The 24,749-nt window shown below is 64.2% G+C and carries 23 protein-coding genes; 9 read left to right on the forward strand and 14 right to left on the reverse strand.

Annotated elements, in window-relative coordinates:
* Positions 1 to 62 precede the first annotated feature (62 nt).
* The 4 genes from cyoA (at position 63) to cyoD (ending at position 4,102) form a co-directional block, all read left to right on the forward strand.
* Positions 63 to 1,064, forward strand: a complete 1,002-nt coding sequence (cyoA, locus tag ISP14_RS15625) for a ubiquinol oxidase subunit II (protein ID WP_404541571.1) — start codon at positions 63 to 65, stop codon at positions 1,062 to 1,064.
* Positions 1,065 to 1,128: 64 nt separating this feature from the next.
* Complete coding sequence (gene cyoB / locus ISP14_RS15630; protein WP_404541727.1) at positions 1,129 to 3,117, forward strand: cytochrome o ubiquinol oxidase subunit I; 1,989 nt, start codon at positions 1,129 to 1,131, stop codon at positions 3,115 to 3,117.
* The gene (cyoC, locus tag ISP14_RS15635; protein ID WP_404541573.1) at positions 3,114 to 3,731 is read left to right on the forward strand and encodes a cytochrome o ubiquinol oxidase subunit III; all 618 of its coding nucleotides are present in this window, start codon (positions 3,114 to 3,116) and stop codon (positions 3,729 to 3,731) included. The genes cyoB and cyoC overlap by 4 nt, the downstream gene beginning before the upstream one ends.
* Positions 3,728 to 4,102, forward strand: coding sequence for a cytochrome o ubiquinol oxidase subunit IV (gene cyoD, locus ISP14_RS15640; protein WP_404541575.1), 375 nt, complete (start codon positions 3,728 to 3,730; stop codon positions 4,100 to 4,102). Before cyoC ends, cyoD begins: the two co-directional genes overlap by 4 nt.
* Positions 4,103 to 4,604: 502 nt before the next feature.
* Here the strand turns inward: cyoD and ISP14_RS15645 are convergent.
* The 9 genes from ISP14_RS15645 to ISP14_RS15685 form a co-directional block, all read right to left on the reverse strand.
* Positions 4,605 to 5,216, reverse strand: a complete 612-nt coding sequence (locus tag ISP14_RS15645; protein WP_404541577.1) for a hypothetical protein — start codon at positions 5,214 to 5,216, stop codon at positions 4,605 to 4,607.
* A 487-nt stretch (positions 5,217 to 5,703) separates the two neighbouring features.
* On the reverse strand, positions 5,704 to 6,825 hold the full coding sequence (locus ISP14_RS15650; RefSeq protein ID WP_404541579.1) for an agmatine deiminase family protein: 1,122 nt from the start codon (positions 6,823 to 6,825) through the stop codon (positions 5,704 to 5,706).
* A gap of 196 nt (positions 6,826 to 7,021) precedes the next feature.
* Positions 7,022 to 8,272, reverse strand: a complete 1,251-nt coding sequence (locus ISP14_RS15655; protein ID WP_404541581.1) for a sensor histidine kinase — start codon at positions 8,270 to 8,272, stop codon at positions 7,022 to 7,024.
* Positions 8,244 to 8,924 carry a response regulator gene (locus ISP14_RS15660; RefSeq protein ID WP_404541583.1) on the reverse strand — a complete coding sequence of 227 codons (681 nt, stop codon included), beginning with the start codon at positions 8,922 to 8,924 and terminating at the stop codon, positions 8,244 to 8,246. Before ISP14_RS15660 ends, ISP14_RS15655 begins: the two co-directional genes overlap by 29 nt.
* Positions 8,925 to 9,218: 294 nt before the next feature.
* Positions 9,219 to 11,048, reverse strand: coding sequence for a glutamine--fructose-6-phosphate transaminase (isomerizing) (glmS, locus tag ISP14_RS15665; protein WP_404541584.1), 1,830 nt, complete (start codon positions 11,046 to 11,048; stop codon positions 9,219 to 9,221).
* 112 nt (positions 11,049 to 11,160) lie between these two features.
* Positions 11,161 to 12,531, reverse strand: coding sequence for a pyridoxal-phosphate dependent enzyme (locus ISP14_RS15670; RefSeq protein ID WP_404541587.1), 1,371 nt, complete (start codon positions 12,529 to 12,531; stop codon positions 11,161 to 11,163).
* Positions 12,532 to 12,694: 163 nt separating this feature from the next.
* Positions 12,695 to 12,922: a YdcH family protein gene (locus ISP14_RS15675; RefSeq protein WP_330915234.1), complete on the reverse strand. Its 228-nt coding sequence runs from the start codon at positions 12,920 to 12,922 to the stop codon at positions 12,695 to 12,697.
* Positions 12,923 to 13,409: 487 nt separating this feature from the next.
* Positions 13,410 to 14,024 carry a hypothetical protein gene (locus ISP14_RS15680; protein ID WP_404541589.1) on the reverse strand — a complete coding sequence of 205 codons (615 nt, stop codon included), beginning with the start codon at positions 14,022 to 14,024 and terminating at the stop codon, positions 13,410 to 13,412.
* Positions 14,021 to 14,689, reverse strand: coding sequence for a DUF4398 domain-containing protein (locus ISP14_RS15685; RefSeq protein ID WP_404541591.1), 669 nt, complete (start codon positions 14,687 to 14,689; stop codon positions 14,021 to 14,023). The genes ISP14_RS15680 and ISP14_RS15685 overlap by 4 nt, the downstream gene beginning before the upstream one ends.
* 82 nt (positions 14,690 to 14,771) lie before the next feature.
* On the opposite strand from ISP14_RS15685, the gene ISP14_RS15690 reads away from it, so the two are divergent.
* Positions 14,772 to 15,896 (forward strand): PilT/PilU family type 4a pilus ATPase, encoded by a 1,125-nt coding sequence (locus ISP14_RS15690; protein ID WP_404541593.1) that lies wholly within the window; start codon positions 14,772 to 14,774, stop codon positions 15,894 to 15,896.
* Between the two features lie 189 nt (positions 15,897 to 16,085).
* On the opposite strand, the gene maiA is transcribed toward ISP14_RS15690, so the two are convergent.
* A complete protein-coding gene (maiA, locus tag ISP14_RS15695) occupies positions 16,086 to 16,748 on the reverse strand; it encodes a maleylacetoacetate isomerase (RefSeq protein ID WP_404541595.1) in 663 nt (220 codons plus the stop codon).
* Between the two features lie 116 nt (positions 16,749 to 16,864).
* Here maiA and ISP14_RS15700 point away from each other — a divergent pair, with 116 nt between their 5' ends.
* Both ISP14_RS15700 and ISP14_RS15705 read left to right on the forward strand, forming a co-directional pair.
* Positions 16,865 to 18,046 carry a phosphoglycerate kinase gene (locus ISP14_RS15700; protein ID WP_404541598.1) on the forward strand — a complete coding sequence of 394 codons (1,182 nt, stop codon included), beginning with the start codon at positions 16,865 to 16,867 and terminating at the stop codon, positions 18,044 to 18,046.
* Positions 18,046 to 18,678: an HAD hydrolase-like protein gene (locus ISP14_RS15705; protein ID WP_404541600.1), complete on the forward strand. Its 633-nt coding sequence runs from the start codon at positions 18,046 to 18,048 to the stop codon at positions 18,676 to 18,678. Before ISP14_RS15700 ends, ISP14_RS15705 begins: the two co-directional genes overlap by 1 nt.
* Before the next feature lie 64 nt (positions 18,679 to 18,742).
* Here ISP14_RS15705 and tkt read toward each other — a convergent pair whose 3' ends face one another.
* Positions 18,743 to 20,743 carry a transketolase gene (tkt, locus tag ISP14_RS15710; protein WP_404541603.1) on the reverse strand — a complete coding sequence of 667 codons (2,001 nt, stop codon included), beginning with the start codon at positions 20,741 to 20,743 and terminating at the stop codon, positions 18,743 to 18,745.
* Positions 20,744 to 20,996: 253 nt separating this feature from the next.
* On the opposite strand from tkt, the gene ISP14_RS15715 reads away from it, so the two are divergent.
* Together ISP14_RS15715 and ISP14_RS15720 are read left to right on the forward strand one after the other, a co-directional pair.
* Positions 20,997 to 21,602: a porin family protein gene (locus ISP14_RS15715; protein WP_404541605.1), complete on the forward strand. Its 606-nt coding sequence runs from the start codon at positions 20,997 to 20,999 to the stop codon at positions 21,600 to 21,602.
* 238 nt (positions 21,603 to 21,840) lie between these two features.
* On the forward strand, positions 21,841 to 22,437 hold the full coding sequence (locus tag ISP14_RS15720) for a porin family protein (RefSeq protein WP_404541606.1): 597 nt from the start codon (positions 21,841 to 21,843) through the stop codon (positions 22,435 to 22,437).
* A 123-nt stretch (positions 22,438 to 22,560) separates the two neighbouring features.
* Here ISP14_RS15720 and ISP14_RS15725 read toward each other — a convergent pair whose 3' ends face one another.
* The 3 genes from ISP14_RS15725 to ISP14_RS15735 form a co-directional block, all read right to left on the reverse strand.
* Positions 22,561 to 23,565: a class I fructose-bisphosphate aldolase gene (locus ISP14_RS15725; protein ID WP_404541608.1), complete on the reverse strand. Its 1,005-nt coding sequence runs from the start codon at positions 23,563 to 23,565 to the stop codon at positions 22,561 to 22,563.
* A gap of 147 nt (positions 23,566 to 23,712) precedes the next feature.
* Entirely contained in the window at positions 23,713 to 24,156 is a 444-nt protein-coding gene (locus ISP14_RS15730) for an energy transducer TonB (RefSeq protein ID WP_404541610.1), read from the reverse strand.
* A gap of 36 nt (positions 24,157 to 24,192) precedes the next feature.
* A complete protein-coding gene (locus tag ISP14_RS15735; protein ID WP_404541611.1) occupies positions 24,193 to 24,744 on the reverse strand; it encodes a hypothetical protein in 552 nt (183 codons plus the stop codon).
* Between the last annotated feature and the right edge of the window lie 5 nt (positions 24,745 to 24,749).

The raw sequence follows: 24,749 nt of genomic DNA on the forward strand, positions 1-24,749 counted from the left end.
GGAGTAGTATAGACCCGCCCTTGGAGTGTAGTGTAGGCAACACCTCGTTGCCCGATGCACACATGCCCATGACAGTGAAACGTCTGCGCGGCCTGCTGCTGTCCCCGCTTGCACTGCTGGGCGGCTGCCATCTGGCGTTGCTTGATCCGTCCGGCGACATTGCCCGCCAGCAAAGCGACGTCATGATCGTCACCACGCTGATCATCGCGCTGATCGTCGTGCCGGTGCTCGTCGCGATCGGTGTCATCGCATGGCGCTACCGGGCCTCCAACAAAAAGGCCGTCTACGACGCCGAATGGGATCATTCGCCCCAACTGGAACTGGTGGTATGGGCCGCGCCGCTGCTCATCATCATCGCCATCGGCGCGATCAGCTGGATCGGCACCCACCAGCTCGACCCTTATCGCCCGCTCGACCGGGTGGCCAAGGGGCAGCCCGTCGCCGCAGACACCCAGCCGCTCGAGGTGGATGTCGTGTCGCTGCGCTGGAAATGGCTGTTCTTCTACCCGCAGTACGGCGTTGCCACGGTGAACCAGCTTGCTGCGCCGGTAGATGTGCCCATCCGGTTCAAGCTCACCTCCGACGCCATGATGGACGCCTTCTCCGTACCGGACCTGGCCGGCATGATCTACACCATGCCCGGCATGCAGACGGTGTTGCATGCGGTCATCAACAAGCCCGGCCAATACCAGGGCTTCTCGGCCAACTACAGCGGCTCGGGCTTCACCGACATGCGCTTCAGCTTCGACGGCATGAGCCAGCGGGATTTCGACGACTGGATCGCCAAGGTCCGGGCCGGGAGCGGCGACCTCGACCGCAAAGCCTACGACCAGCTGCGCCAGCCCGAGCGCAATGCGCCGGTGCAGTACTACGCGCGCTTCGAGCCCGACCTCTACACCCGCATCCTCAATCGCTGCGCCGATCCCGGCCAGGAGTGCGAGGACCACATGATGTCGGCCGGCGATGCCATGCAAGGCATGCACGATGCCTCGATGCACACCAGCCCCGGCGCGCTGGTGGATGCCGGAAAACCAGTCCCCGCGCAGGCTGCGGAGGCGCACTGATCTGCTTGCGGAGATTCAAGCCATGCCCGAACCCATGCCTCATCGCGCCGCCATCTGGGATTTCCTGTTCGGGAGGCTGACGCTCGATTCACTGCCTTTCCTGAAGCCCGATCTCGAAGGCCACATCGTCCTTGCCACCCTCGCCGTGGTCGCCATCGGTGGCCTGGCCATCCTCGGCCTCATCACCAAGAAGCGCCTGTGGGGCTACCTGTGGCATGAATGGTTCACCAGCGTGGACCACAAGAAGCTCGGCATCATGTACATGATCCTCGGCACGGTGATGCTGCTGCGCGGCTTCTCCGACGCCATCATGATGCGCGCGCAGCAGGCCTACGCCTTCGGCCCGCAGATGGGTTATCTGCCGCCGGAGCACTACGACCAGATCTTCACCGCGCACGGCGCGATCATGATCTTCTTCGTGGCGATGGCCTACATCGTCGGCCTCATGAACTACGTCATGCCGCTGCAGATCGGCGCGCGCGACGTGGCGTTCCCGTTCCTCAACAACCTGAGCTTCTGGTTCACGTTCTGGGGCGCGATCATGTTCATGGTGTCGCTGTTCATCGGCGACTTCTCGACGGCCGGATGGCTGGGCTATCCGCCGGTCTCGGAACTGCAGCAAGGCCCCGGCGTCGACTACTACATCTGGGGCCTGCAGCTCTCAGGCGTGGGTACCTTGCTGACCGGCGTCAACTTCGTGACCACCATCCTGAAGATGCGCGCGCCCGGCATGACGATGATGAAGATGCCGGTGTTCAGCTGGACCACGCTGTGCACCAGCGGCCTGATCATCGCGACGTTCCCGGTGCTCACCGCCACCTTGCTGCTGCTCTCGCTGGACCGTTACCTCGGCACCCACTTCTTCACCACCGACCTCGGTGGCAACGTGATGATGTACATCAACCTGATCTGGGTATGGGGCCACCCGGAGGTGTACATCCTGATCCTGCCGATCTTCGGTGTGTATTCGGAGATCGTGCCAACGTTCTCGGGCAAGCCGCTGTTCGGTTATTCGTCGATGGTCTACGCCACCGTCGCGATCATGATTCTGTCGTACCTGGTCTGGCTGCACCACTTCTTCACCATGGGCTCGGGCGCCGACGTCAACTCGTTCTTCTCGCTGACCACCATGATGATTTCCATCCCTACCGGGGTGAAGATCTTCAACTGGCTGTTCACCATGTACCGGGGGCGGGTGCATTTCACCGTGCCGATGCTGTGGACGATGGGCTTCCTGTTCACCTTCACCATCGGTGGCATGACCGGCGTGATGCTGTCGGTGGCGCCGGCCGACTTCCTGCTGCACAACAGCTTGTTCCTGATCGCGCACTTCCACAACGTGATCATCGGCGGCGTGGTGTTCGGCGTGTTCGCGGCGGTCAACTACTGGTTCCCCAAGGCGTTCGGCTTCAAGCTCGACGAGTTCTGGGGCAAGGCCAGCTTCTGGTTTTGGCTGATCGGTTTCTGGGTGGCCTTCACGCCGCTGTATGTCATGGGCCTGATGGGCGTGACCCGGCGCCTGAGCCATTTCGACAACGCCACCTTGCAGCCGTATTTCATCGTCGCCGCGTTCGGCGCCGCGCTGATCGCGCTCGGTATCCTGTCCTTCGTCATCCAGATCTACGTCAGTGTGGTGCGGCGCAAGGCTTACGCCGTGGGCGGCGACCCGTGGAACGGCCGCACCCTGGAGTGGTCCACCTCGTCGCCGCCGCCGGACTACAACTTCGCGTTCGTCCCCAACGTGCATGCGCGCGACGCCTGGACGGACATGAAGAAGCACGGCTTCCGCCGTCCGCTGGAAGGTTTCCACTCCATCCACATGCCTAAGAACACGGCCGCGGGCTTGGTCATCGGCACCTTGTCCTTTATCTGCTGCTTCGGCCTGGTCTGGTACATCTGGTGGCTGGCCGTGGTGTCGTTCGTCGGCATCGTCGCCGCATCCATCGTCCACACCTTCAATTACCACCGCGATTACCACATCCCCGCGGACGAAGTGCACACGTTCGAACACACCGGCAACTGGCAGCCTGAAGCCCAGGGGGCAAGCGCATGAACACCACGGTTGCCGATACTGCGCCGTCGCGGTTCCTCTGTCACGAAGAGCCGCACGCGCACAACGGAACTCTGCTCGGGTTCTGGATCTACCTGATGAGCGATTGCTTCATCTTCGCATCGCTCTTCGCCTGCTATGCCGTGCTCGGCACCAATACCGCCGGCGGTCCATCGGCTGCCGAGGTGCTCGACCTACCCGGGCTGGCGGTGAACACCGCTCTGCTGCTGGTGTCGTCGGTCACCTTCGGCTTCGCCATGCTGGAAATGGCACGGCGCAAACAGCGCGCCATGCTCGGCTGGCTGGCCATTTCCGGCCTGCTGGCCGTCGGCTTCGTGACGCTGGAGATCCACGAGTTCCTCGGCATGATCGCCGACGGCGCCGGTCCCGGCCGCAGCGCTTTCCTGTCTTCGTTCTTCACCCTGGTCGGCACGCACGGTCTGCATGTGTCCGTGGGCATCCTGTGGCTGATCGTGCTGATGGTGCAGCTGGGCAAGTTCGGCCTGAACGAGGCCAACATCCGGCGCCTGCAGTGCCTGAGCATGTTCTGGCACTTCCTGGACCTGGTGTGGGTCGGCGTCTTCAGCTTCGTCTATCTGGCGGGAGTGTTGCGATGAGCCATCCATCTTCATCCGGCCATGCCGACGACGGCCTGCATGTGCACCACGGCAGCCTCCGCGGCTATCTGACCGGCTTCGTGCTGGCGGCGGTCCTTACCATCATCCCGTTCTGGCTGGTGATGGGGCGCGTTTTCGAGAGCCACTGGCTGACCATCACCATCGTGCTGTTGCTGGCCGTGGTGCAGATCTTCGTGCACATCATCTACTTCCTGCACCTCGACACGCACTCTGAAGGCGGCTGGAACATGATGGCCTTCATCTTCACCATCGTGCTGGTCGTGATCGTGCTGGGCGCGTCCATCTGGGTCATGTACAACGAGAACGCCAACATGATGCCGATGTCGCCGCAGTACCAGCGCAGCGAGTAACGTTGCGGTCATGCCCGATCGCCATGATCGAACAGCCTGCCGCCATGGCGGCACATCCAAGAAAAAGCCGGCGACTGCCGGCTTTTTCGTTTCTTCGACTCTGATCTGCTGGTGATTACTAAAAGATGGCTCAAGTCTTTCGCCTATATATCTGAGACTTACAATCCAACCGGACCGGCATCTTGGCTGCAAATTAGTCCAAAAGAGGCCATCGAAAGTCGTTGGCATCCTCGATGCGTAGTAAGTAATAGTTGGTTCAACCGGCTTACTGTGAGATAGGCGGAGCTTCGGTTAGATCACAAAAGCTCCGCTGGATGAGCGGCTGCCGCTCCAATCGGCGGGGGTAGCAATCGCCAGTCTCCCGCCCTGCTCCTGGCGCTAGCCGGGCCCGCGCTTGCCGCGAATGCCGATGCCGCTCACGTGCCCACGCCTCAGTAGTGCCGCTGGATAAGGCCCTGCTCGCTGGTGCCGGCAGCAGCGTCAAGCGGTGTCAGCGGACATGCTATTTCCTCGTGCAGACCTCGACCGAATTCGCGCGCGTGAATTCGGCGGTCCAGTTTGTCTCCCAAGTACGGCCGTCAAAAGAGAACGCCTGTTCCCAGCGCGCATGGTCGTTGTCGACCTTGGTCCAGGCGTAGCGCACCTTTACCGGGCGTCCGTCATCCACGTCCTGCCCGTAGAACGTGCCACGATTTCCTGCAAAGCCTCCAACCAGGGGCGACCCCAGATTGCCGCTCTTGGGATCAATCCAGTACAGGGACCACTGGCGCTTCTGCAGATCGAACAGATAAAGAAAAAGCCCGGTGATCGATTTCGCCGGCGAGTAGCTTTCTTCCGCCGTCGTCAGACCATCCAGATACTGCCTTGCGCAGTGGACATTGGATGGCGCGTCGACCCATTCGGTACTGCCTTCGCCGCGTGTCTTGAGTCGACGCTGATGCGTGGTCCAGGCGCCAGCGAGGAAGTCGAAGTCCTGCCTGCCGCCAGTGCCAGCAAGCGAATAGCCCGGTGGCAATTGGTTCACTGTCGCATCTTTCGCAAGCGTTGAGCCCAACGCGCCGCATAGCAAGGCAAAGGTCAAGGCGCGAACACCAGTTTTGGCATTGCGATGCATATGGCAATCCTCACGCGTCGTTGCGTGGATGGGCTGAGATGCGTGGAATCTAGGTTACCCAGTGGTCAATCTGAATAACCACGTTGATGCAAAGTCACATGACCACTTCAAACCTGTACGAGCGCTCCGTTTACCTGGATGCATCCGTTCAGGAGATGAACGTGGTGCCCGTAGGCAGCCCGGGCACCTGCAACGGACGTTGGGCTGGAAGCCACTGCTCTTTGGTCATACGCCGGAAGATGCAGGTGCTAGCTTTCGGTTGATCGATCGCGTCGCTACGGGCGCGGTCGTAAGCCTTGTCTACGTATGGCTTCTCTGGCCATTCCCACGCCCGCCCAACGTCATGGCCAGCGCTAGCCCAGTCGAGATCTTCGTCGATCATCAAGCCCCGCCCGCCCCCCCCTTGCCTGCCCAAAGTAGAGTGCGTGATCGAGCGATCGTCTGCCTTCAAGGTGGTGACCTGGCACGCGACCGGACCCCGAGTGCCTCAAGGGGAGGCCGCTTCCGGCTGCTGCTGAGTGACGCAGTGGATCATGCCGCCGTTGGCGTAGAGATTTCGCACGTCGATGCCAACGACAGTGCGATCGGGAAAGAGCTGCTGAAGGATGGCCTTCGCAACGGCGTCGTTCGCGTCGTTGTACGTTGGCATCAGTACGACGTCATTGCCCACATAGAAATTCACATACGACCCCTGATATCCGAGATCCTTCCCGTAAGTGGTGACTACGTTCTTCGACGTAAGCGGGAGTTGTACGAGCTTGTACGGCACACTGTTGACGTCCGTGGCCGAGTAAAGACGCTGGATGTCCGGGGCAGAAAGACCCCAGTTAGCAAGATCGCCCTGGCTCATCGTGACAATGGTGTCGCTGGTTGCAAATCGCGCGAAGCCGTCGACATGCATGTCGGTGATGTCAGCATTCTTAACGCCATCCAGCCAGATGAAGTTTGAAACACCGAGATTGGCGGAAAGCGCAGCATCCATCTGATCTTCGGTCACGTCCGGATTTCGGTTTGGATTGAGGATGGAGCTGCGCGTCGCCAGGAAGGTGCCGCGCCCATCGGTTTCTACCGCGCCTCCTTCAACCACATAGTCACGGAGGTCGATCGTCGGCATCCTCAGTTCGCTGGCGACCACAGCGGGGACTTCCGCGCTCAACTGATACGGCTCCTTCTGCCCCCAGCCATTGAAGCCCCAGTTTTCCACGGCCAAAGCCTGATCCGGGCCGACAACGAAGATCGGGCCATTGTCGCGAACCCAGACATCGTCGGTGGGTTGAACGACGAAGGTCACCTTGTCGAGCGATACGCCGGCATCCATGAGCAAGCGCTCGATGCGGTCCTGCTCGCGTGCGTTGTAGGCAACGATATGAACCTTTTCGCCGCCTACGAGGGACCGTGTCATCTCGATCCAGGTCGACTCGATGCGGTTCCTGTAGGTGGTTCCATAGGTGTAGGAGTGTGGCCACTGCAGCCATGTACCTTCGTGCCGGACGTTCTCGTGCGGCATCCTGGTTTGAGCGTTCGCGCACGCGGTGCCCAGAAGTACCACGGCGGCCAGCAGCAGGACCGAGCGTCGGGCAGGTGTGCTTCTCGTAGTGTTATGTGACATGGCTGGACCTCGATGTGGGCGCCGAAAAGATGATGGGTTCGCCCGGCACCTTACGGAGCCAACCTGATATCGAGCTGACGCGCGCCATCCTTAAACCTGGCGCTGGCGGCATCCACTTTCATGCCCGGTGATCGACGCCCACCTGGGGATAATTGGCCCAATACCGGTTGCCGCGAATCGGCGGTCCGCTCGCCCTTCAGCCGATCCGGAGGCGCGCCTTGGCGCCATGGGGCACGAGGTTTTCCAGGGTCAGTTGCCCGCCATGAAGTTCGGCAATGTGCTGCACTATCGCCAGGCCAAGGCCATAACCAGGGCTTCCTGGAGACTTCTGGAACGGCTCCCTTACGGTCGCCCATTGATCCGCGGAAAAGCCCGTACCGCCATCCTCGATCGTGATGGTGCCTTGGCGCACCGTTATGCGTACCGACGCACCGGTGTCGTCGTGGGGGCTCCCATGTGTCAACGCGTTCTCGATCAGATTCCGCGCCGCGATCTGCAAGAGGCGCTTATCCGCGACGACAACGGACGCTTCCAGATCCGTGACGATGGCATGTTCTTCCGGAAGAGCCGCTTCCACCAACAGGTCGAGTCGGACTTTCTCCTTCGTGATTCCTGTGGCTGATGACTCCAGCTGTGCCAGCAACAGCAACTTGTCAGTCATGGCCGCGCTGGCTTTGGCGACATGGCGAACCTGCACAAAGCCGTCTTCTAGTGACGTGTCCCCGTAAGTCGTCGAATCGCAGATGGCGAGCAGATTGGCGACCGGTGCGCGAAGCTCGTGAGCGGCCGCCGCGATAAAGCGCTCACGCATATCCATGGTCTCGGCGACAGGCCGAAGGGCCTGGCGAGCCAGAAGGTTGCCAACCACGAGACCCAGCAAAGCAAGTCCGGTCATGGCAAGCAGCAGATTGCGCGTAAATACCGCCTGCGCCGCTTCGGTCGCCCGTGGGTCACCCAACACCAGGATAGTCGCCACAACGCGATCGGCGTCATCGTAGGTGGGCGTGGTCAAGAACAGGAAGGCAGCGCCCGAGTTGTCCCGCCCCTCGTGGATCACGCCATCCTCGCCGTCCACATTGGCATTCGCCAACTCTGCCGGAGAGCTGAAGTTGAAGATCGCCCGCTTGGGTCTTAGCAGGACTTGGTCGGAGGGAGGCTGTGAGATGACATATATATCCACGCCACCCGTGAGGATGCCTGGCTCCTTTCGAAGAAGCTCATCATGGAAACGTCCTTGCGCGTCGAACCAGGTCAACCCGTAGACAGCCATCGCCCGCAATCGCAGCATGTCTTCGAGTGCGGCCTGACCCAGCCGATGGTTCGTATGGATGGCCAGTACGCCGAGAGACGCAACGCCCACTATCCACGCCAGGGCCCAGCTCAGGGTGAGCTTCAAGTACAAGCGCTGGTAAACGGCGTTATAAGGTCGCTTTGCCATCGGCTGCATCGAGGATATATCCAGCGCCACGCACCGTGCGAAGCAGTGGAGGTACACCAAGTTTCCTACGCAACGAGGCGATGATCACCTCTTCGGCATTGGACGCCGGTTGATTCTCCTCGCCCCAGCATCCAGCGATCAACTCACCGCGCGAAACGACCGTACCCGCACGTTCCGCCAACAATTGAAGGGCAACAAATTCCTTGTTCCTCAGGGGAAGCGACATACCGGAACGTCGGACTTCGCGGCGACCGATATCAATCTCGAGGTCGGCAATGCGAATAATGCTTGGCCTGATGGTCGATCCGCGGCGCGCTATCGCCGCAATACGCGCCAGCAACTCATCCATGTCGAACGGCTTGATCAGATAGTCGTCCCCACCCACTTCGAAGCCGCTCAGTCGATCAGACACGCGGTCGAAGGCAGTCAGGAACAGCGCGGGTGTAGTCAGCCCTTGCTCGCGCCATGCCTTTAGACGGAGAAGCGCATCGCCGTCAGGCAGCTGCCGATCCAGGACCCATACATCATAGATATACGAACGAACAAAGGATTCGGCAGTCGCGCCATCGATGGCTTCGTCAACCGCGTGCCCTGAGGCGCGCAGACGTTTCGCGATGGCGTCCCTGACAAGGACCTGATCCTCGACAACTAGAGCGCGCATGACCCGGATGACTTCTGTGACGCTTGTTGATGCGGAGAAGCATAGCGCACGCCGATCCGGGCCCGCCCTAACGCCGCCAGGGGCGAGGGCACTACTGATTAGCCTTCGTCCAGGGAATGTCTGCTTTGGGTAGCGGACGCTACCGTTGCCACCGAGCGTACAAGGCCGCCCTTAAGCCAGTTGCGAACTGGTAGCGGCCGCCAGTTCGCAACTTTATTGTCCAAGATTCAACTTTATTGTCGGGGGGTCGAACTTTATTGTCGGTAAACATCTGCACACCGCGATGCCGGCGACTTACTCCACCGTCACCGACTTCGCGAGGTTGCGCGGCTGGTCCACGTCGGTGCCGCGCAGCACGGCCACGTGGTAGGCCAGGAGCTGCAGCGGCACGGTGAACACCGCCGGGGCGATGAACTCGCCACCGGCGTCGATACGCAGCAGGTGACCGCGCGCGGCATTGCCGTCCATCGGCGCCGCATTGTCGGCGAACACGATCAGCTCGCCGCCGCGGGCGCGCACTTCCTGCAGGTTGGACTTCAGCTTGTCCAGCAGTGGGCCGTTCGGCGCCACCGCCACCACCGGCATGTCCTCGTCCACCAACGCCAGCGGACCGTGCTTCAGCTCACCCGCCGGATAGGCCTCGGCATGGATGTAGGAGATCTCCTTGAGCTTGAGCGAACCCTCCAGCGCCACCGGGAATTGTGCGCCGCGGCCAAGGAACAACGCATGGTGGCGCGGGATGAAATGCTCGGCCAGTTCCACAATCTGCGGTTCCAGCGCCAACGCCCGTTCGATCGCGCCCGGCAGCGCCTGTAGTTGCGCACACAGGTCTGCGTAGCGCGCATCGTCCAGCCCGCGCTGCCGCGCCAACTGCAGGGACAGCAGCGCCAGCGCGGCCAGCTGGGTGGTAAAGGCCTTGGTGGAGGCCACGCCGATCTCGGGGCCAGCGCGGGTCATCAGCTTGAGGTCCGCCTCGCGCACCACCGACGACTCGGGCACGTTGCAGATCGCCAGCGTGCCGAGGTAGCCGCGGCGGCGCGATTCGCGCATCGCGGCCAGCGTGTCGGCGGTTTCGCCGGACTGCGAGATGGCCACGAACAACGTTCCTTCCGGCACCACGGCTTCGCGATAGCGGTACTCGCTGGCCACTTCCACCGCCACCGGCAGGTGCGCGTATTCCTCGATCCAGTATTTCGCCACCATGCCGGCGTGGTAGCTGGTGCCGCAGGCGATGATGTGCACGCCGCGCACCTTGGCCAGCAATTCGTCGCCACCTACGCCAAACACATTAGGCAACACGCCGTTCGCGCCCAGGCGCGACTCCAACGTGTCGGCCACCGCGCGCGGCTGCTCGAAGATCTCCTTCTGCATGTAGTGGCGGTATTCGCCGCGCTCCACTGCATCGGCGGATAGCTCGCTCTCGCGCACCGCACGCTCGACCGGGCGGCCGTCAAGACCGAACACCTGCGCGCGCTCGCGAGTGATCTCGACGACGTCACCCTCGTCGAGGTAGATCATCCGGTTGGTGACCTGGATCAGCGCCTGCGCGTCCGAGCCCAGGAAATGCTCGCCGATGCCCACGCCCACCAGCAGTGGCGCACCGCGCCGCGCACCCACCACGCGGCCAGGCTCGTCGCGGCTGACCACGGCGATCGCGTAAGCGCCTTCCAGCCCGTGCACCACGGCCAACACCGCCTCGCGCAGGCCCAGGCCACCGGCGATGCGTTCCTCGATCAACGCCGCGATCACCTCGGTATCGGTCTCGGAGGTGAACACGTGGCCGCGCGCCTTGAGCTCCTCGCGCAGGCTGGCGTAGTTCTCGATGATGCCGTTGTGCACGATGGCGACGCGACCGGCGACGTGCGGGTGCGCATTGGCTTCGTTCGGCACGCCGTGGGTGGCCCAGCGCGTGTGCGCGATGCCGGTACCACCGGGGAACGGCGCGGCCAGGTACTCCGCCTCCATCTCGCGCACTTTGCCCTTGGCGCGCACGCGGTGGATCTCGCCGTCCTGCAGCACGGCCAGGCCCGCCGAATCGTAACCGCGGTATTCCAGCGCCTTGAGACCTGCGATCAGCAGCGGAGCAACATCACGCTGGGCGGCAGCGGCGACGATTCCACACATGGCAAGGCTCCTGGTCGTTTGATACATGCCGGCCCGAATGGGCGCAGGCGGCGACTGTGCCGCCCGTGCATTTCAACCGGCTTTCGACCCCAGGCTCAGGTTCACCCCGGGCTCAGTTCACTTTGCGACGCAGCCAGTTCAGCAAGTCAATGCGGGTGATCAGGCCGAGGAACTGCTCGCCGTCCATCACGATCGCCACGCGGCCGCTCTCGAACACCGGCAGCAACGATTCGATCGGCGAACGCACGTCGAGCATCTGCAGGTCGCTGATCATCGCCACCGACACCGGGTCGCGGAAGCGCGACTCGTCGGCATGCACGTGCAGCAGCACGTCCGACTCGTCGACGATGCCCACCAGCTTGTTGCCGTCCATTACCGGTAGCTGCGAGACGTCGTACAGCTTCATGCGGGTGTAGGCAGTGATCAGCAGCTCGTTTGGACCGATCACCACGGTGTCGCGCTTGGCGAACGGACGCAGCAACAGGTCGCGCAAGTCGCCGTGCTGCTCGCGCTCGAGGAAGCCATTGTCCAGCATCCAGTAATCGTTATAGAGCTTGGACAGGTACTTGTTGCCGGTGTCGCAGACCAGGGTCACCACCCGCTTCGGACGGGTCTGCTCGCGGCAATACTTCAGCGCCGCGGCCAACAAGGTGCCGGTGGAGGAACCGCCCAGCACGCCCTCTTTCGCCAGCAGCTCGCGCGCGGCGAGGAAGCTCTCCTTGTCGGTGATCGCGTAGGCCTTCTTCACGCGGGAGAAATCGCTGATGCTCGGCAGGAAATCCTCGCCGATGCCTTCCACCAGCCAGCTGGCCGATTTGGTGGAGAGCGTGCCTTCATTGATGTATTGGGCGAGGATCGAGCCCACCGGATCGGCCAGCACGATCTCGGTGTGCGGCGAGGTCTTGGCGAAGTATTGCGACAGACCGGTCATGGTGCCGGACGAACCGCAGCCCACCACCACCGCGTCGATCCGGCCATCCATCTGCTCGAGGATTTCCGGCCCGGTGCTCTCGATGTGCGCGCGGGGGTTGTCCGGATTGCCGAACTGGTTGATGAAGTAGGCCCCTGGCGTCTCGCGGGCGATGCGCTCGGCCATGTCCTGGTAGTACTCGGGATGACCCTTGGCCACATCCGAACGGGTGAGCACCACCTCGGCGCCCATCGCCTTGAGGTTGAAGATCTTCTCGCGGCTCATCTTGTCCGGCACCACGAGGATCAGCCGGTAGCCCTTGGCCTGCGCCACCAGCGCCAGTCCCAGGCCTGTGTTGCCGGCAGTGCCTTCGACCAGGATCGCGCCGGGTTTGATCTTGCCGGCCTTCTCCGCGCCCTCGATCATCGACAAGCCGATGCGGTCCTTGATCGAGCCGCCCGGATTCGCGCTCTCCAGCTTCAGGAACAGCTCGCACGGGCCGGTGTCGAGGCGCTGCGCGCGCAGCATCGGGGTATGTCCGATCAGATCGAGGACATTCTGCTGAACTGTCATGGGGGCTCCGTCGCGTGGCAGGCCGGTGGCGCGCCAGCACCACCGGAAAGGGGCTCATGATAGCCGAGCGCCGCAAACGGGCCGCGCAGAAACGTCTCGGCCCCGGCCACCTTCCAGGATGGAAGCTGCCGGGGCCGTCGTGGTTGCGGGGTTCAGCGGGCGCTCAACTGGAAAGCTGGCGGCGCCCCTCCCACATGCGCTCCAGGCGCGTCTTGGCGTGCAATTTTTCTTTCTTCATGCTGGCGAGGGTGATGTCGTCGAGCGGGAGCACGCCGATCTCGGCGTCGTGCACTTTGCTGTCGAGTTCCCGGTGGTGCTGATAAAGGCGGCGGAACTCTGCATCGGCCTTCATCAATGCCTCGACGTCATCACGCTGCTGGTTTTCGAACATGATCCAACCTCCTCGTGAGTGAGCATGCGGGCGCACGGGCGCGCCCGCGCCGCCCGGACACACGCGCACACTCTCGCCCGCCCGCGCCGGCAAACCGGTTGGCGGGCGAAAAACTGGCGGGGAAGTGGTGCATGGTTCGGGCCGGCGGTCATGGAGCGAAACGGCTCCATTGGGGTTGACCCTACTCCGCCCGGAAAAGTGCCGCAAGCCTTCGCGACGACGATCGCGGCGGGCTGCCGAAGCGTTGTGAAATCCGTATAAAAGCTGTCGAAACAGTTTGTTGTGCCGCCCCGAAAAATCGGCTGGAGCACCACGACACTGCACCGGTAATGGCCTCGAAGCAGACACCGGGATAGTGGTCGCGAAACAGCACGGCGCCGCTCCCGCGACGCCGTGCTTAAAGTGGTTCGGTAGCAGCCTCTGAATGAAATGGGCAGCCATTCATGGCTGCCCATTTCATTCTCACGATCGGTGGCGACCGCAAAGGCTACGGCTTGCCGCCGCTGTCCTGCTGCTGCATCTGCGCGCGCATCGCCTTGGCGGCCTTGGCCGCCAGTTCAGCCTCGCGCTTGGCGGAGCGGGCCACCCGGCTCTGCGCCTCGGCCAGCTTCTTCGCCTTGGCCGCTTCGGCCTGGGCCTGCTCGGCGGCCTGCGAATAGGCTTCGCCCTGTGCCTGCAGGCGTTGCGCTTCTTCCTGGGCCATCTGGTACTGCAGGCGCTGGCGTTCCAGCTCGCGACGGGCCGTCTCGGCCTCGCGCTGGGTATTTTCCAGCTGGATCTGGTCGTGCTCGCGATCGAGCTGGGCCAGTTTCACCTGGGCGTCCTGCAGCTGTGCGGAAGCCCTGGCCACGTCTACCCGCCGCTCCGCGACGTACAGCGCATGCGGCCGCTCGTGCGAACTGGCCTGCGCCAGCTGGGCGATCGCGTTACGCGCCAGCGATTGCTCCGCCTGGGCGTAATTGCCCAGCACCGGGTCGCTGGCAAGCTGGTCAAGATTGCCGGTCAGCCGGCTGACATCGATGTCGTCGCGCTTCGCCTGGGCGGTAACGGCAACGCCCAGCGCCATCGCGATGGCCGCAACCACGGTGACAACGCGCTTCATGGCTGGCCTCCCGCAGGCTGGAAGCCCTGCGTTTCATTCGAATTCTGGCCACCGTTGTTCGACGGCGGGTTTTGCGCAGGCACCGTCTCGAAGCCCTGCCCCGACGACGGCGGCGCCAGCACCGTGGCCGACGGCGCCGGCATGTCCTCCACCGGCGCGGCGGGCGGCAGCGCTCCCGAGCCGGCCGGAGTCGGGGCCGACCCTGCCGTGGCCGGCATCGGCAACGGCTTGGCGAACTCCGCCGCAGCCGCGGCGGCGGCCTGCGCCCCCTGTTCGCGCAGATCAGCGTTGGCGTTCATCTTGGACTGGATCTTGGCCCGCGCCGCGCCAAGGTTGGCCTTGACCCGCGCCAGCTCGGCGTCGGCCCGCGACTCCTCCGCCAGATCGGCCGCCAGGTCGTACTTGCGGTCGGCCATCGCAGCCTGCGCCTGCTGGAACTTCTCCTGGGCAAAACCCAGATCCACCGGGTCGTAGTCGGCCGCCCCGGCGTCGCGTGCGGCTTGCAGCTGCGATTGCGCCAGGTTCATCGCGCCGTTCGGCGGCGGCACGCTGGCGCAGCCGGCCAAAATCAACGCGCCAGCCAGCAAACCGGCCAGCGCAGGCTGCCGCACCGACCTGCGGGGAGGCGCAGGACGACGGGGCGACGAAGATGAGATGTGCACCATCACGCATTCCTGATTAAGCTTCTGCGCGTATTGTGGGCGTGCACAATCGCTCATTGCAATGAGCACAATCAGGGGATTTGGCGTGGATATCGGTTACTTCCTCAAGCTGATGGTCGACAAGGGTGCCTCGGACATGTTCCTGTCCACTGGCGCTCCCGTGAACATCAAGGTCGAGGGCAAGCTCTACCCGCTGGGCAATACCGGACTGCCCGGCGGCATGGTGAAAAAGATCGCCTACTCGCTCATGGACGAGGGCCAGGTACCGCAATTCGAGCGCGACCTGGAGCTGAACATGGCGCTGGCGGTGAAGGAAGCCGGACGCTTCCGCATCAACGTGTTCAAGCAACGCGGCGAAGTGGGCATGGTGATCCGCGCGATCAAGAGCGAGATCCCCAACGTCGAGCAGCTGCAGCTGCCGTCGATCTTCCGTGATCTGATCATGGAGCCGCGCGGACTGATCCTGGTGGTTGGTGCCACCGGCTCGGGCAAGTCGACCACGCTGGCCTCGATGATCGACCACCGCAACACCCATTCGGCCGGCCACATCCTCACCATCGAGGACCCGATCGAGTACCTGCACCGGCACAAGCGGTCGATCGTCAACCAGCGCGAGGTGGGGCTGGACACCCACACCTACCACGAGGCGCTGAAGAATGCGATGCGCGAGGCGCCGGACGTGATCATGATCGGCGAGATCCGCGACACCGACACGATGGAAGCGGCGATCTCGTTCTCCGAGACCGGCCACCTCTGCCTGGCCACCTTGCACTCCAACAACGCCGACCAGACGCTGGAGCGCATCCTCAACTTCTTCCCTGAGTCGGCGCACAAGAATGTGCTGATGAACCTCGCGCTCAATCTGCGTGCGGTGATCAGCCAGCGCCTGGTGGTGGGCAAGGACGGCCGTCGTCTACCCGCGGTGGAGGTGCTGCTGAACACGCCGCTGATCCGCGACATGATCCGCCGCGGCCAGATCCACGAGGTGAAAGAGGCGATGGACCGCAGCCTGCAGGACGGCATGCAGACCTTCGACCAGTCGTTGTACCGGCTCTACAAGGAAGGCCGCATCGAACTGGAGGAAGCGCTCAACAAGGCTGACTCCCGCGACGGCCTGGCGCTGAAAATCCGCCTCTCCGAAGGCGGCGGCAATTCGGACAGCAACGTGCTGATGGGCGGTAGCAACGACCCTTACGGCATGGGGTTCTGACAGGCTGCCGCTGGCAGCCTGTCAGAAGCGGGCCATGGACGGCCCGCACACCCGCCAATCGCTGGCGATTGGCGGGTGGAGCAGGCTTCGGCTATCCGCCGAAGCCTGCGAGTCGAGAGCGTGCAAGATTGCACGCTCTCGACATCAGCTGAGCCGCTTTGCTCTGCTACCCACCGACACGGCAGCCAGTCACGGCGCAGGCGCATCCGCCTGCGCCTCAGGCGCCGCCACACGAAACGCCTCCAGCTCAGCGCAGGCCGCATCGATCCGCCGAATCGTCGGATAGTCGTCCATTGGCAGTTTCCAGCGCCGCGCGTTGTACACCTGCGGCACCAGGCAGGCATCAGCCAGCCCCGGCGCATCACCGTGGCAGTAGCGGCCGGTGGCCGCATCGCCGGCCAGCATCGTCTCCAGCGCCGCGAAGCCGGTGGCGATCCAGTGCCGCGACCAGGCGCCGCGGTGCGCCTCGCCGACGCCGAGCTCGCGCTCCAGGTACTGCAGCACGCGCAGGTTGCCCAGCGGGTGAATATCGCAGGCGACCAGCTGCGCCAAAGCCCTTACCCGAGCGCGGCCATGCGTATCGGCCGGCAGCAGCGGCGGTTCGGGGCGGGTTTCCTCCAGGTACTCCACGATCGCCAGCGACTGCGTCAGCACCTGTTCGCCGTCGCGCAGGCTGGGCACCAGCTGCTGCGGATTCATCGCCACGTAGTCCGCCGCATGCTGCTGCCCGCCATCCTTCACCAGGTGCACGGGATGGTTCTCCCAGGCCAGGCCCTTCAGGTTCAGCGCGATGCGCACGCGATAGGCGGCGCTGGAGCGCCAGTAGCCGTACAGCACGAGACTGGAAGACATGCGCCCGCTCCTGGGATACGAAACCTGCAGTGTAATTTGCATCGCCCCCGGGCGGGCCGGACAATATGGGGTTCCTGCCATGCCGGCAGCCCTTTTCGAACCCCGGGAGTTCCCACGTGTCCGTCACCCGCATGAGCGACCTCGACCTGCACGGCCAGCGCGTGCTGATCCGCGAAGACCTGAACGTGCCGATCGACGACCACGGCCGGATCACCTCCACCCAGCGCCTCGACGCGGCCCTGCCGACCATCAAGGCGGCGCGCGACGCCGGCGCGAAGGTGATGGTGCTATCGCACCTGGGCCGGCCCAAGGAAGGCCAGTTCGACGAAGCCTCCTCGCTGGCGCCGGTGGCCGCGTGGCTGGGCGACAAGCTCGGCAAGCCGGTGCGCCTGGTGCGCGATTATCTCGATGGCGTGGACGTCGCCGACGGCGAGGTGGTGGTGCTGGAAAACTGCCGCATGAACGTCGGCGAGGGCAAGGACGACGAGGTGCTGTCGAAGAAGTACGCCGCACTGTGCGACATCTTCGTGATGGACGCCTTCGGCACCGCGCACCGCGCCCAGGCCTCAACCCACGGCGTGATCCGCTACGCACCGGTCGCCGCCGCGGGCCCGCTGCTTTCGGCCGAGCTGGACGCGCTGGGCAAGGCGCTGGAGAACCCGGCGCATCCGCTGCTGGCGATCGTGGCCGGCTCCAAAGTCTCCAGCAAGCTCACCTTGCTGGAAAACCTGATCGGCAAGGTGGACCAGCTGATCGTGGGCGGCGGCATCGCCAACACGTTCATCGCCGCACTCGGCTACTCGGTGGGCAACTCGCTGGTCGAACCCGACCTGGTCGACGCCGCGAAGAAGGTGCTCGCCGACGCCAAGCGCCGCGGCGCCGAAGTGCCGCTGCCGGTCGACGTGGTGGTGGCGCCGGAGTTTTCCGCCAACGCGCCGGCCACGGTGAAGCCGGTGGACCAGGTGCGCGACGGCGAGATGATCCTCGACATCGGCCCCGAGACCGCGCAGCGCTACGCCGCCCTGATCGCCAAGGCCGGCACCGTGGTGTGGAACGGCCCGGTCGGCGTGTTCGAGTTCGACGCCTTCGGCAGGGGCACCGAGACGCTGGCGCGGGCGATCGCCGCCTCGCCCGCATTCTCCATCGCCGGCGGTGGCGACACCCTGGCCGCGGTGGACAAGTACGGCATCGAGCACGATGTTTCCTACATCTCCACCGGCGGCGGCGCCTTCCTCGAGTTCCTCGAAGGCAAGGAGCTTCCCGCGGTGGCAGCGCTCAAGGCGCGGACCGCGAAGTAATGCTCTGCCTGTTCGATCTCGACGGCACGCTGATCGATTCCGAGCCGGGCATCACCGCCTGTATCCGGTACGCCTTCGACAAACTGGGCGTGCCGGCGCCGACGGAGCTGCGTCCATGGATTGGCCCGCCGCTGCGGCATAGCTTCGCGCCGCTGCTCGACCATGACGCCGAGCGCGTCGAGGCAGCGGTGGACTACTACCACGAGCGCTTCGCCACGTTGGGCTGGCGCGAACACCTGGTCTATCCCGGTATCGCGACGGCCATCGAACGACTGCAGGCGGGCGGCCACACCCTGGCCGTGGTCACCAGCAAACCCGAGCGCCACGCGCGGCCGATCATCGAGCACCTGCCGTTCGGCGAGGCGTTCACGCGCCTCTACGGCCCGGATCCGTCCAGCCCGCACAGCGAGAAAGCCTCGATGATCGCCGCCGCACTGGCCGATTTCGCCGCTTCGCCCGGGCAGACCGCCATGATCGGCGACCGCTGTTTCGACATCGAAGGTGCGGTGGCCAACCGCGTGCGCGGCATCGGCGTGCTGTGGGGCTTCGGCAGCCGCGAGGAACTGGAGCGGGCCGGCGCGCATGAACTGGCGCGCGATCCCGAGCATCTCGCAGACCTGCTGGCGGCCTGACACTTGCGCCACAAACAAAAACGCCGCGGGGTTTCCGCGGCGTTTTTGTTCGGGGACGCGGCAATCAGCCGGTGACGCGCTTCACTGCATCGACCACGTTCGTCACGGTGAAGCCGAAGTACTCGAACAACTGCTCGGCCGGTGCCGAAGCACCGAAGGTGGTCATGCCGATCACCTCGCCATCCAGGCCCACGTACTTGCGCCAGAAGTCGCTGATGCCGGCTTCCACCGCCACGCGCGCTCGGCACCAGCCGGGCAGCACGCCTTCGCGGTATTCCAGCGGCTGGGCGTCGAAGGTTTCGGTGCACGGCATCGACACCACGCGCACCGGCAGACCTTGCTGGGCCAGCGTGCGCGCTGCCTCCATCGCCAGCTCCACCTCGGAGCCGGTGGCGATCAGGATGGCCTTGAACTTGGTATCCGCCGGGTCGGACAACACATAGGCGCCGCGCGCGATGTCGGCCAGCTGCTGCGCATCGCGCTGCTGGTGCTTCAGCGTCTGGCGCGAGAACACCAGGCAGGAGGGGCCGTCCTTGCGCTCGATCGCCACCTTCCACGACACCGCCGACTCCACCGCATCGCAGGGGCGCCACACGCGGTTGTTCGGGATGTAGCGCAGGCTGGCCAGGTGCTCCACCGGCTGGTGGGTCGGGCCGTCCTCGCCCAGACCGATCGAATCGTGGGTGTAGACGTGGATGGAGTGCGCGGGGATCAGCGCACTCATGCGCACCGCGTTGCGCGCGTAATCGGAGAACACCAGGAAGGTGGCGTCATAGGGGATGAAACCACCATGCAGCGCCAGGCCGGTGCCGATCGCGGTCATACCGAACTCGCGCACGCCGGAGTGGATGTAGTTGGCGTTCGGGCTGGCCTCGGTGACGCTGACCGAGCCCTTCCAGATCGTGAGGTTAGAGCCGGCGAGGTCGGCCGAACCGCCGATCAGCTCCGGCAGCAGCGGACCGTAGGCATCCAGCGTCATCTGCGAGGCCTTGCGGCTGGCCACGTCCGGACCGTCGGCCTGCAGTTTCTCGACCCAGGCCTGCGATGCAGCGGCCCAGTTCTCCGGCAGTTTCGCGGCAAGGCGGCGCTGCAGTTCGGCGGCCTGCTCCGGATGCGCCTTGGCGTAATCGGCGAACAGCGCATTCCACTCGGCCTCGCGCTTCGCGCCAGCCGGCTTCGCATCCCAGCCGGCGTAGATCTCGGCGGGAATCTCGAACGGAGCGTAGCGCCAATCCAGCATGTCACGCGCGGCGGCGACCTCGTCCTTGCCCAGCGGTGCGCCGTGGCTGGATTCCTTGCCTTCCTTGTGCGGCGCGCCGAAGCCGATGATGGTCTTGCACATCACCAGCGAAGGCTTGCCGGTTTCGGCCTTGGCGGCCGCCAGCGCGACCTTGACCTTCTCCGCGTCATGACCGTCCACGTCGCGGACCACATGCCAGCCGCAGGCCTCGAAGCGGGCGGCGGTGTCATCGGTGAACCAGCCCGGCACCTCGCCGTCGATGGAGATGTTGTTGTCGTCGTAGATCAGGGTGAGCTTGCCCAGCTTCCAGGTACCGGCCAGCGAGATCGCTTCCTGCGAGATGCCTTCCATCAGGCAGCCATCGCCGCAGAACACCCAGGTGTGGTGGTCGACCACGTCGAAACCGGGGCGGTTGAAACGCTCGGCCAGCACCTTCTCGGCCAGCGCGAAGCCCACGCCGTTGGCGATGCCCTGGCCCAGCGGGCCGGTGGTGGTTTCCACGCCCACCGTCTCGTGTGCCTCGGGATGACCCGGGGTCTTGGAGTGCAACTGGCGGAAACGCTCCAGCTCGCTCATCGGCAGGTCGTAGCCGGTGAGGTGCAGCAGCGCGTACTGCAGCATCGAACCGTGGCCGTTGGAGAGCAGGAAGCGGTCGCGGTTGAACCAGTGGGGGTTGGCCGGGTTGTGGCGGTGGAAGTCGTTCCACAGCACCTCGGCGATGTCGGCCATGCCCATCGGCATGCCCGGATGGCCGGAATTGGCCTTCTGCACAGCGTCCATGGCGAGGGCGCGCACGGCGTTGGCGAGTTGGCGGCGGGTGGTCATGACGTTCTCCGGGGCTGGCGACGGCGAAAAACGCGCATTGTCGCCGATCCGGCCGGGGCTGTCGCGCCGACAGCACGAACGACCCGTCATGCGCCTTGACATTAACCTTCACTTAATTCTGAACTTACCGGTATTGAATTCCTTCAGCTGGGTCGCCATCTAATGGTCCGGCACCGCCCACGAGCGGATGCCGAGCCGCGGCGGAGCCTTTCCCCAAGGTGCCGCGGACTGACCAGAACAAGAGGAATTCCCCATGAAGAAGACTTTGCTCGCTCTCACCATCGCCGCCGCCGGCTTCGTCGCCGTCCCGGCCGCCTTCGCCCAGGACCAGGCTCCCTCCGCCACCCAGCAGGGTTGGTACGTCAGCGCCGACGCCGGCTATGCCAACGTCAGCAAAGGCCCGTACGACGACGGCAAGTTTGCCGGCGGCGTGAAGGGTGGCTACCGCTTCGCGATCAATCCGGAGACGGCGCTGGGCGTGGAAGTGGGCTACCAGTACCTGGGCCGCCTGTCCGCCCAGAGCCAGTATGCCGACCAGATCGCCGGCAACAGCAAGTCCAAGCTGCGCGGCAGCACCGCCGGCCTGGATCTGCGCTACAGCTTCGCTCCCAATTGGTACGGCGAAGTGCGCGGCGGCCTGTTCTACGCCCAGGGCGAAGGCATCACCAACGGGCCGAACCCAGAGTTCCGCCAGTACGAGCGCACCAAGTACTACGCCGGTGCCGGCGTGGGCTACAACCTCAGCCAGAACTGGAGCCTGGGTCTGAACTACGACTACTACGCCGGTTCCGACAACGGCGATCAGCGCGTGCAGCTGGCCACCAGCAAGTACTCACTGAGCGCGGAATACCGCTTCTAAGTCGTCAGACCACGACGCGTAACCAGAGAACGGGCGCCAACGGCGCCCGTTCTTTTTTCTGAACGATTCCCACCGGAAAAATTAATCGCTACTTAATACTGAACTAACCGGTATTGAATCTTTCCGGCCCGGCAACCATCCAAGTGACGTGCCCGGCGAATTCCCCAAGCGTCAGGCATGCGGCGCCGCCCTTTTCCCCGATGGCCGGCGACCGCTTCCTCATAACAGGAGACTCTCCATGAAAAAGACCTTGCTCGCCTTTGCCCTCGCCTCCGCTGGCATGCTGGCCATCCCCGCCGCCTTCGCGCAGAGCGCGCCGACCGACAACGGCGGCTGGTTCATCAACGGCAACGTGGGTCGCACCGCGATCGACCATGGCCCCTACAACAACGGCCACGACACCGGTTACGCGTTGAACGGTGGCTATCGCTGGTCGTTCACGCCGAACTTCTCGCTGGGCGCCGAAGTGGGCTACAACGACTTGGGCAACATCCGCGCGAAGAACATCTTCAACAGCTCCCCGGTGATCGCTCCGGGCAAGTCCCAGCTGCACGGCTGGACCGCGGGCGCGAACGCCCATGTCGACCTGAGCCCGAGCTGGTACCTCAGCGGCCGCGCCGGCCTCTATAGCTGGACCGGCCACGGCATGAGCAACGACGTGAACCCGATCAACAAGGGCCTGAGCGACAACAGCTGGTACGCCGGTGCCGGCGTGGGCTACAACATCACGCAGAACGTGAGCGTCGGCCTGAACTACGACTACTTCGACGCCAAGAAGCACAGCGTCGACCTCAGCACCGACATGATTTCGGCCAGCGCAGAATTCCGCTTCTGACCAGATCGTTGATCACGGTGAAAAACGAAACGGGCGCCGCGAGGCGCCCGTTTCTTTGCGCGGTGCCGCCAGATGGCAGCCCGCCGGTTCCCGCGATCAGGAATATCCGCAGGAACGCGGCCCTCAGCCGTTCCAGCGACCCAGCGCGGCCAGGCCGTTGTCCTTGGCGCGGGCGTGCACGGTCTTCTGCGCATCGGCGTAGTTGGCCTTCATGTCCTTGGCCCACAGCTTCAGCGCGGCCTGCTGCATGGCGCGACCATAGGAGAACGACAGCGGCCACGGGTGCGGGCCGATGCGGTTCATCGCGTTGAGGTGCGCGGTCGACTGCTCGTCAGTCTGGCCGCCGGAGAGGAACACGATGCCCGGCAGCGAAGCCGGCACGCAGGTCTTGAGCACGCGCACGGTGGCTTCGGCGACGTCCTCGACGTCGGCCTGCTCGGACGAATCCTTGCCCGGGATCACCATGCTGACCTTCAGGATGGTGCCTTCCAGCATCACGTTCTGCTCGTACAGCGCGTTGAACAGGCTGCGCAGCACGGCTTCGTGCACTTCGTAGCTCACCTCGATGCTGTGATCGCCGTCCATGATCACTTCCGGCTCGACCATCGGCACCAGGCCAGCTTCCTGGCACAGCGCGGCATAGCGGGCCAGCGCATGGCAGTTCGCCTCGATCGCGGTCGAGCTGGGATTGTCCTCGGAGATGTTGATCACCGCACGCCACTTGGCGAACTGGGCGCCCAGCTTCACGTATTCGGCGAGGCGCTCACGCAGCCCGTCCAGACCCTCGGTGACCACGTCGCCGGGGAAGCCGGCCAGCGGCACCGGGCCCTTGTCCACCTTGATGCCGGGGATGATGCCGGCCTTCTTCATCACCTGAGTGAACGGCACGCCGTCCTTGGTCGACTGGCGGATCGTCTCGTCGTACAGGATCGCGCCGGAGATGTGCTCGCTGAGGCCCGGCGTGGTGAGCAGCAGCTCACGGTAGGCACGGCGGTTCTCTTCGGTGTTTTCGATGCCGACGGCCTCGAAACGCTTCTTGATGGTGTTGGTCGACTCGTCGATGGCAATGATGCCCTTGCCCGGGGCGACCATGGCCAAGGCGACGCTTTCGAGATCTTCAATACTCATGACGGCTCCGTACAGCGAGGTGATACCAGCCCGCTCAAGGGTGGACACCGCCCCGGACCGGGACGGCGTGATTAAAGCCGCAGATTATAACGGAACCGCCCCGCCCCGCAGGACCTGGGTCCGGCGGGGCTCCGGCGAGCCCCCGGCTCAGCCGCCGTAGCCGGCCAGTTTGCAGGGCGCCATCACCTTCTGCATGCCGTCGGCGCCTTCCGGCGCGTTGAACGGCACGATGTAGTAGGTGTCGATGGGCTGGCCGACGCGATTGGTCAGCGAGGGGCCGTAGCGGAAGTTCTTCACCGCGGTCACCGCGGTATTGCCCAGATCGCTCTTGGGCACCAGTTTGACCAGTTGCACGTTCATCGGCACGCCGTCGGAGCCGATGGTATAGGTCACCGCCGCGCAGCCTGGCTTGCTCAGGTTGAGGCCCGAATTGGGCAGGTCGGTGTTCACCTTGGTATTGAGGCGGATCCAGTAGTGGTACAGGTTCTGCGGATCGATCCGGTGGGACGACTGCGCCCACGCCGTGGCGGCACAAACCAGCGCCGGTACCAGCAGCAGGGAACGCATCAGGCGAGGGGCACGCGAATTCATGGCGGACGCTCCGGTGGGGTTGGGGACGGTCTCAGTCTAGCCGCGTGGCACGATCTCGTCGTCAGTATCCGCCAGGACCTGCGGTTGACGACCGCGTACATGCTGCAGGACGTTCGCCAACCCGCGCGAGCCCAACATCAAAGCCACGCCGGCACCCGTCTGCACGATGTAGTAAATCACCCAGTGCCACTCCGACACCGGCAATTGCCCGGTCGTTGCATCCGCCATGCGGCTCTGGAAAAGAAACATGGTGAGCACGTGTCCAAGACAGCCCGCCAGACCCGACACACTGAGCAGGGCGCCGGTCACGGTCAGCGCCACGCGCATCAGGCCATCGGCATCCAGCTGGGTTTCAAGCGTTTCGTGCCCACGCCGGCCAATCGTCCAACCCGCAAGTATGCCCGGCCAAAGCCATAGCGCGCCCGCGACGAGCAGACCGAATACAGCCAGCAGCACGGCATCCAGAGCGAAGCCGCCGGATGGCGACTCCCAAAGAAACACGGGCAATCGCTCAAACAGCCCCACCGCCATCAAGACCGCACCAAGCCTGATCGCAACGCAAAGCACGGTATAGAGCGTGGTCTTCATCTCCC

The sequence above is a fragment of the Dyella agri genome (genome assembly GCF_044904705.1).
Lineage (GTDB): Bacteria > Pseudomonadota > Gammaproteobacteria > Xanthomonadales > Rhodanobacteraceae > Rhodanobacter_A > Rhodanobacter_A agri.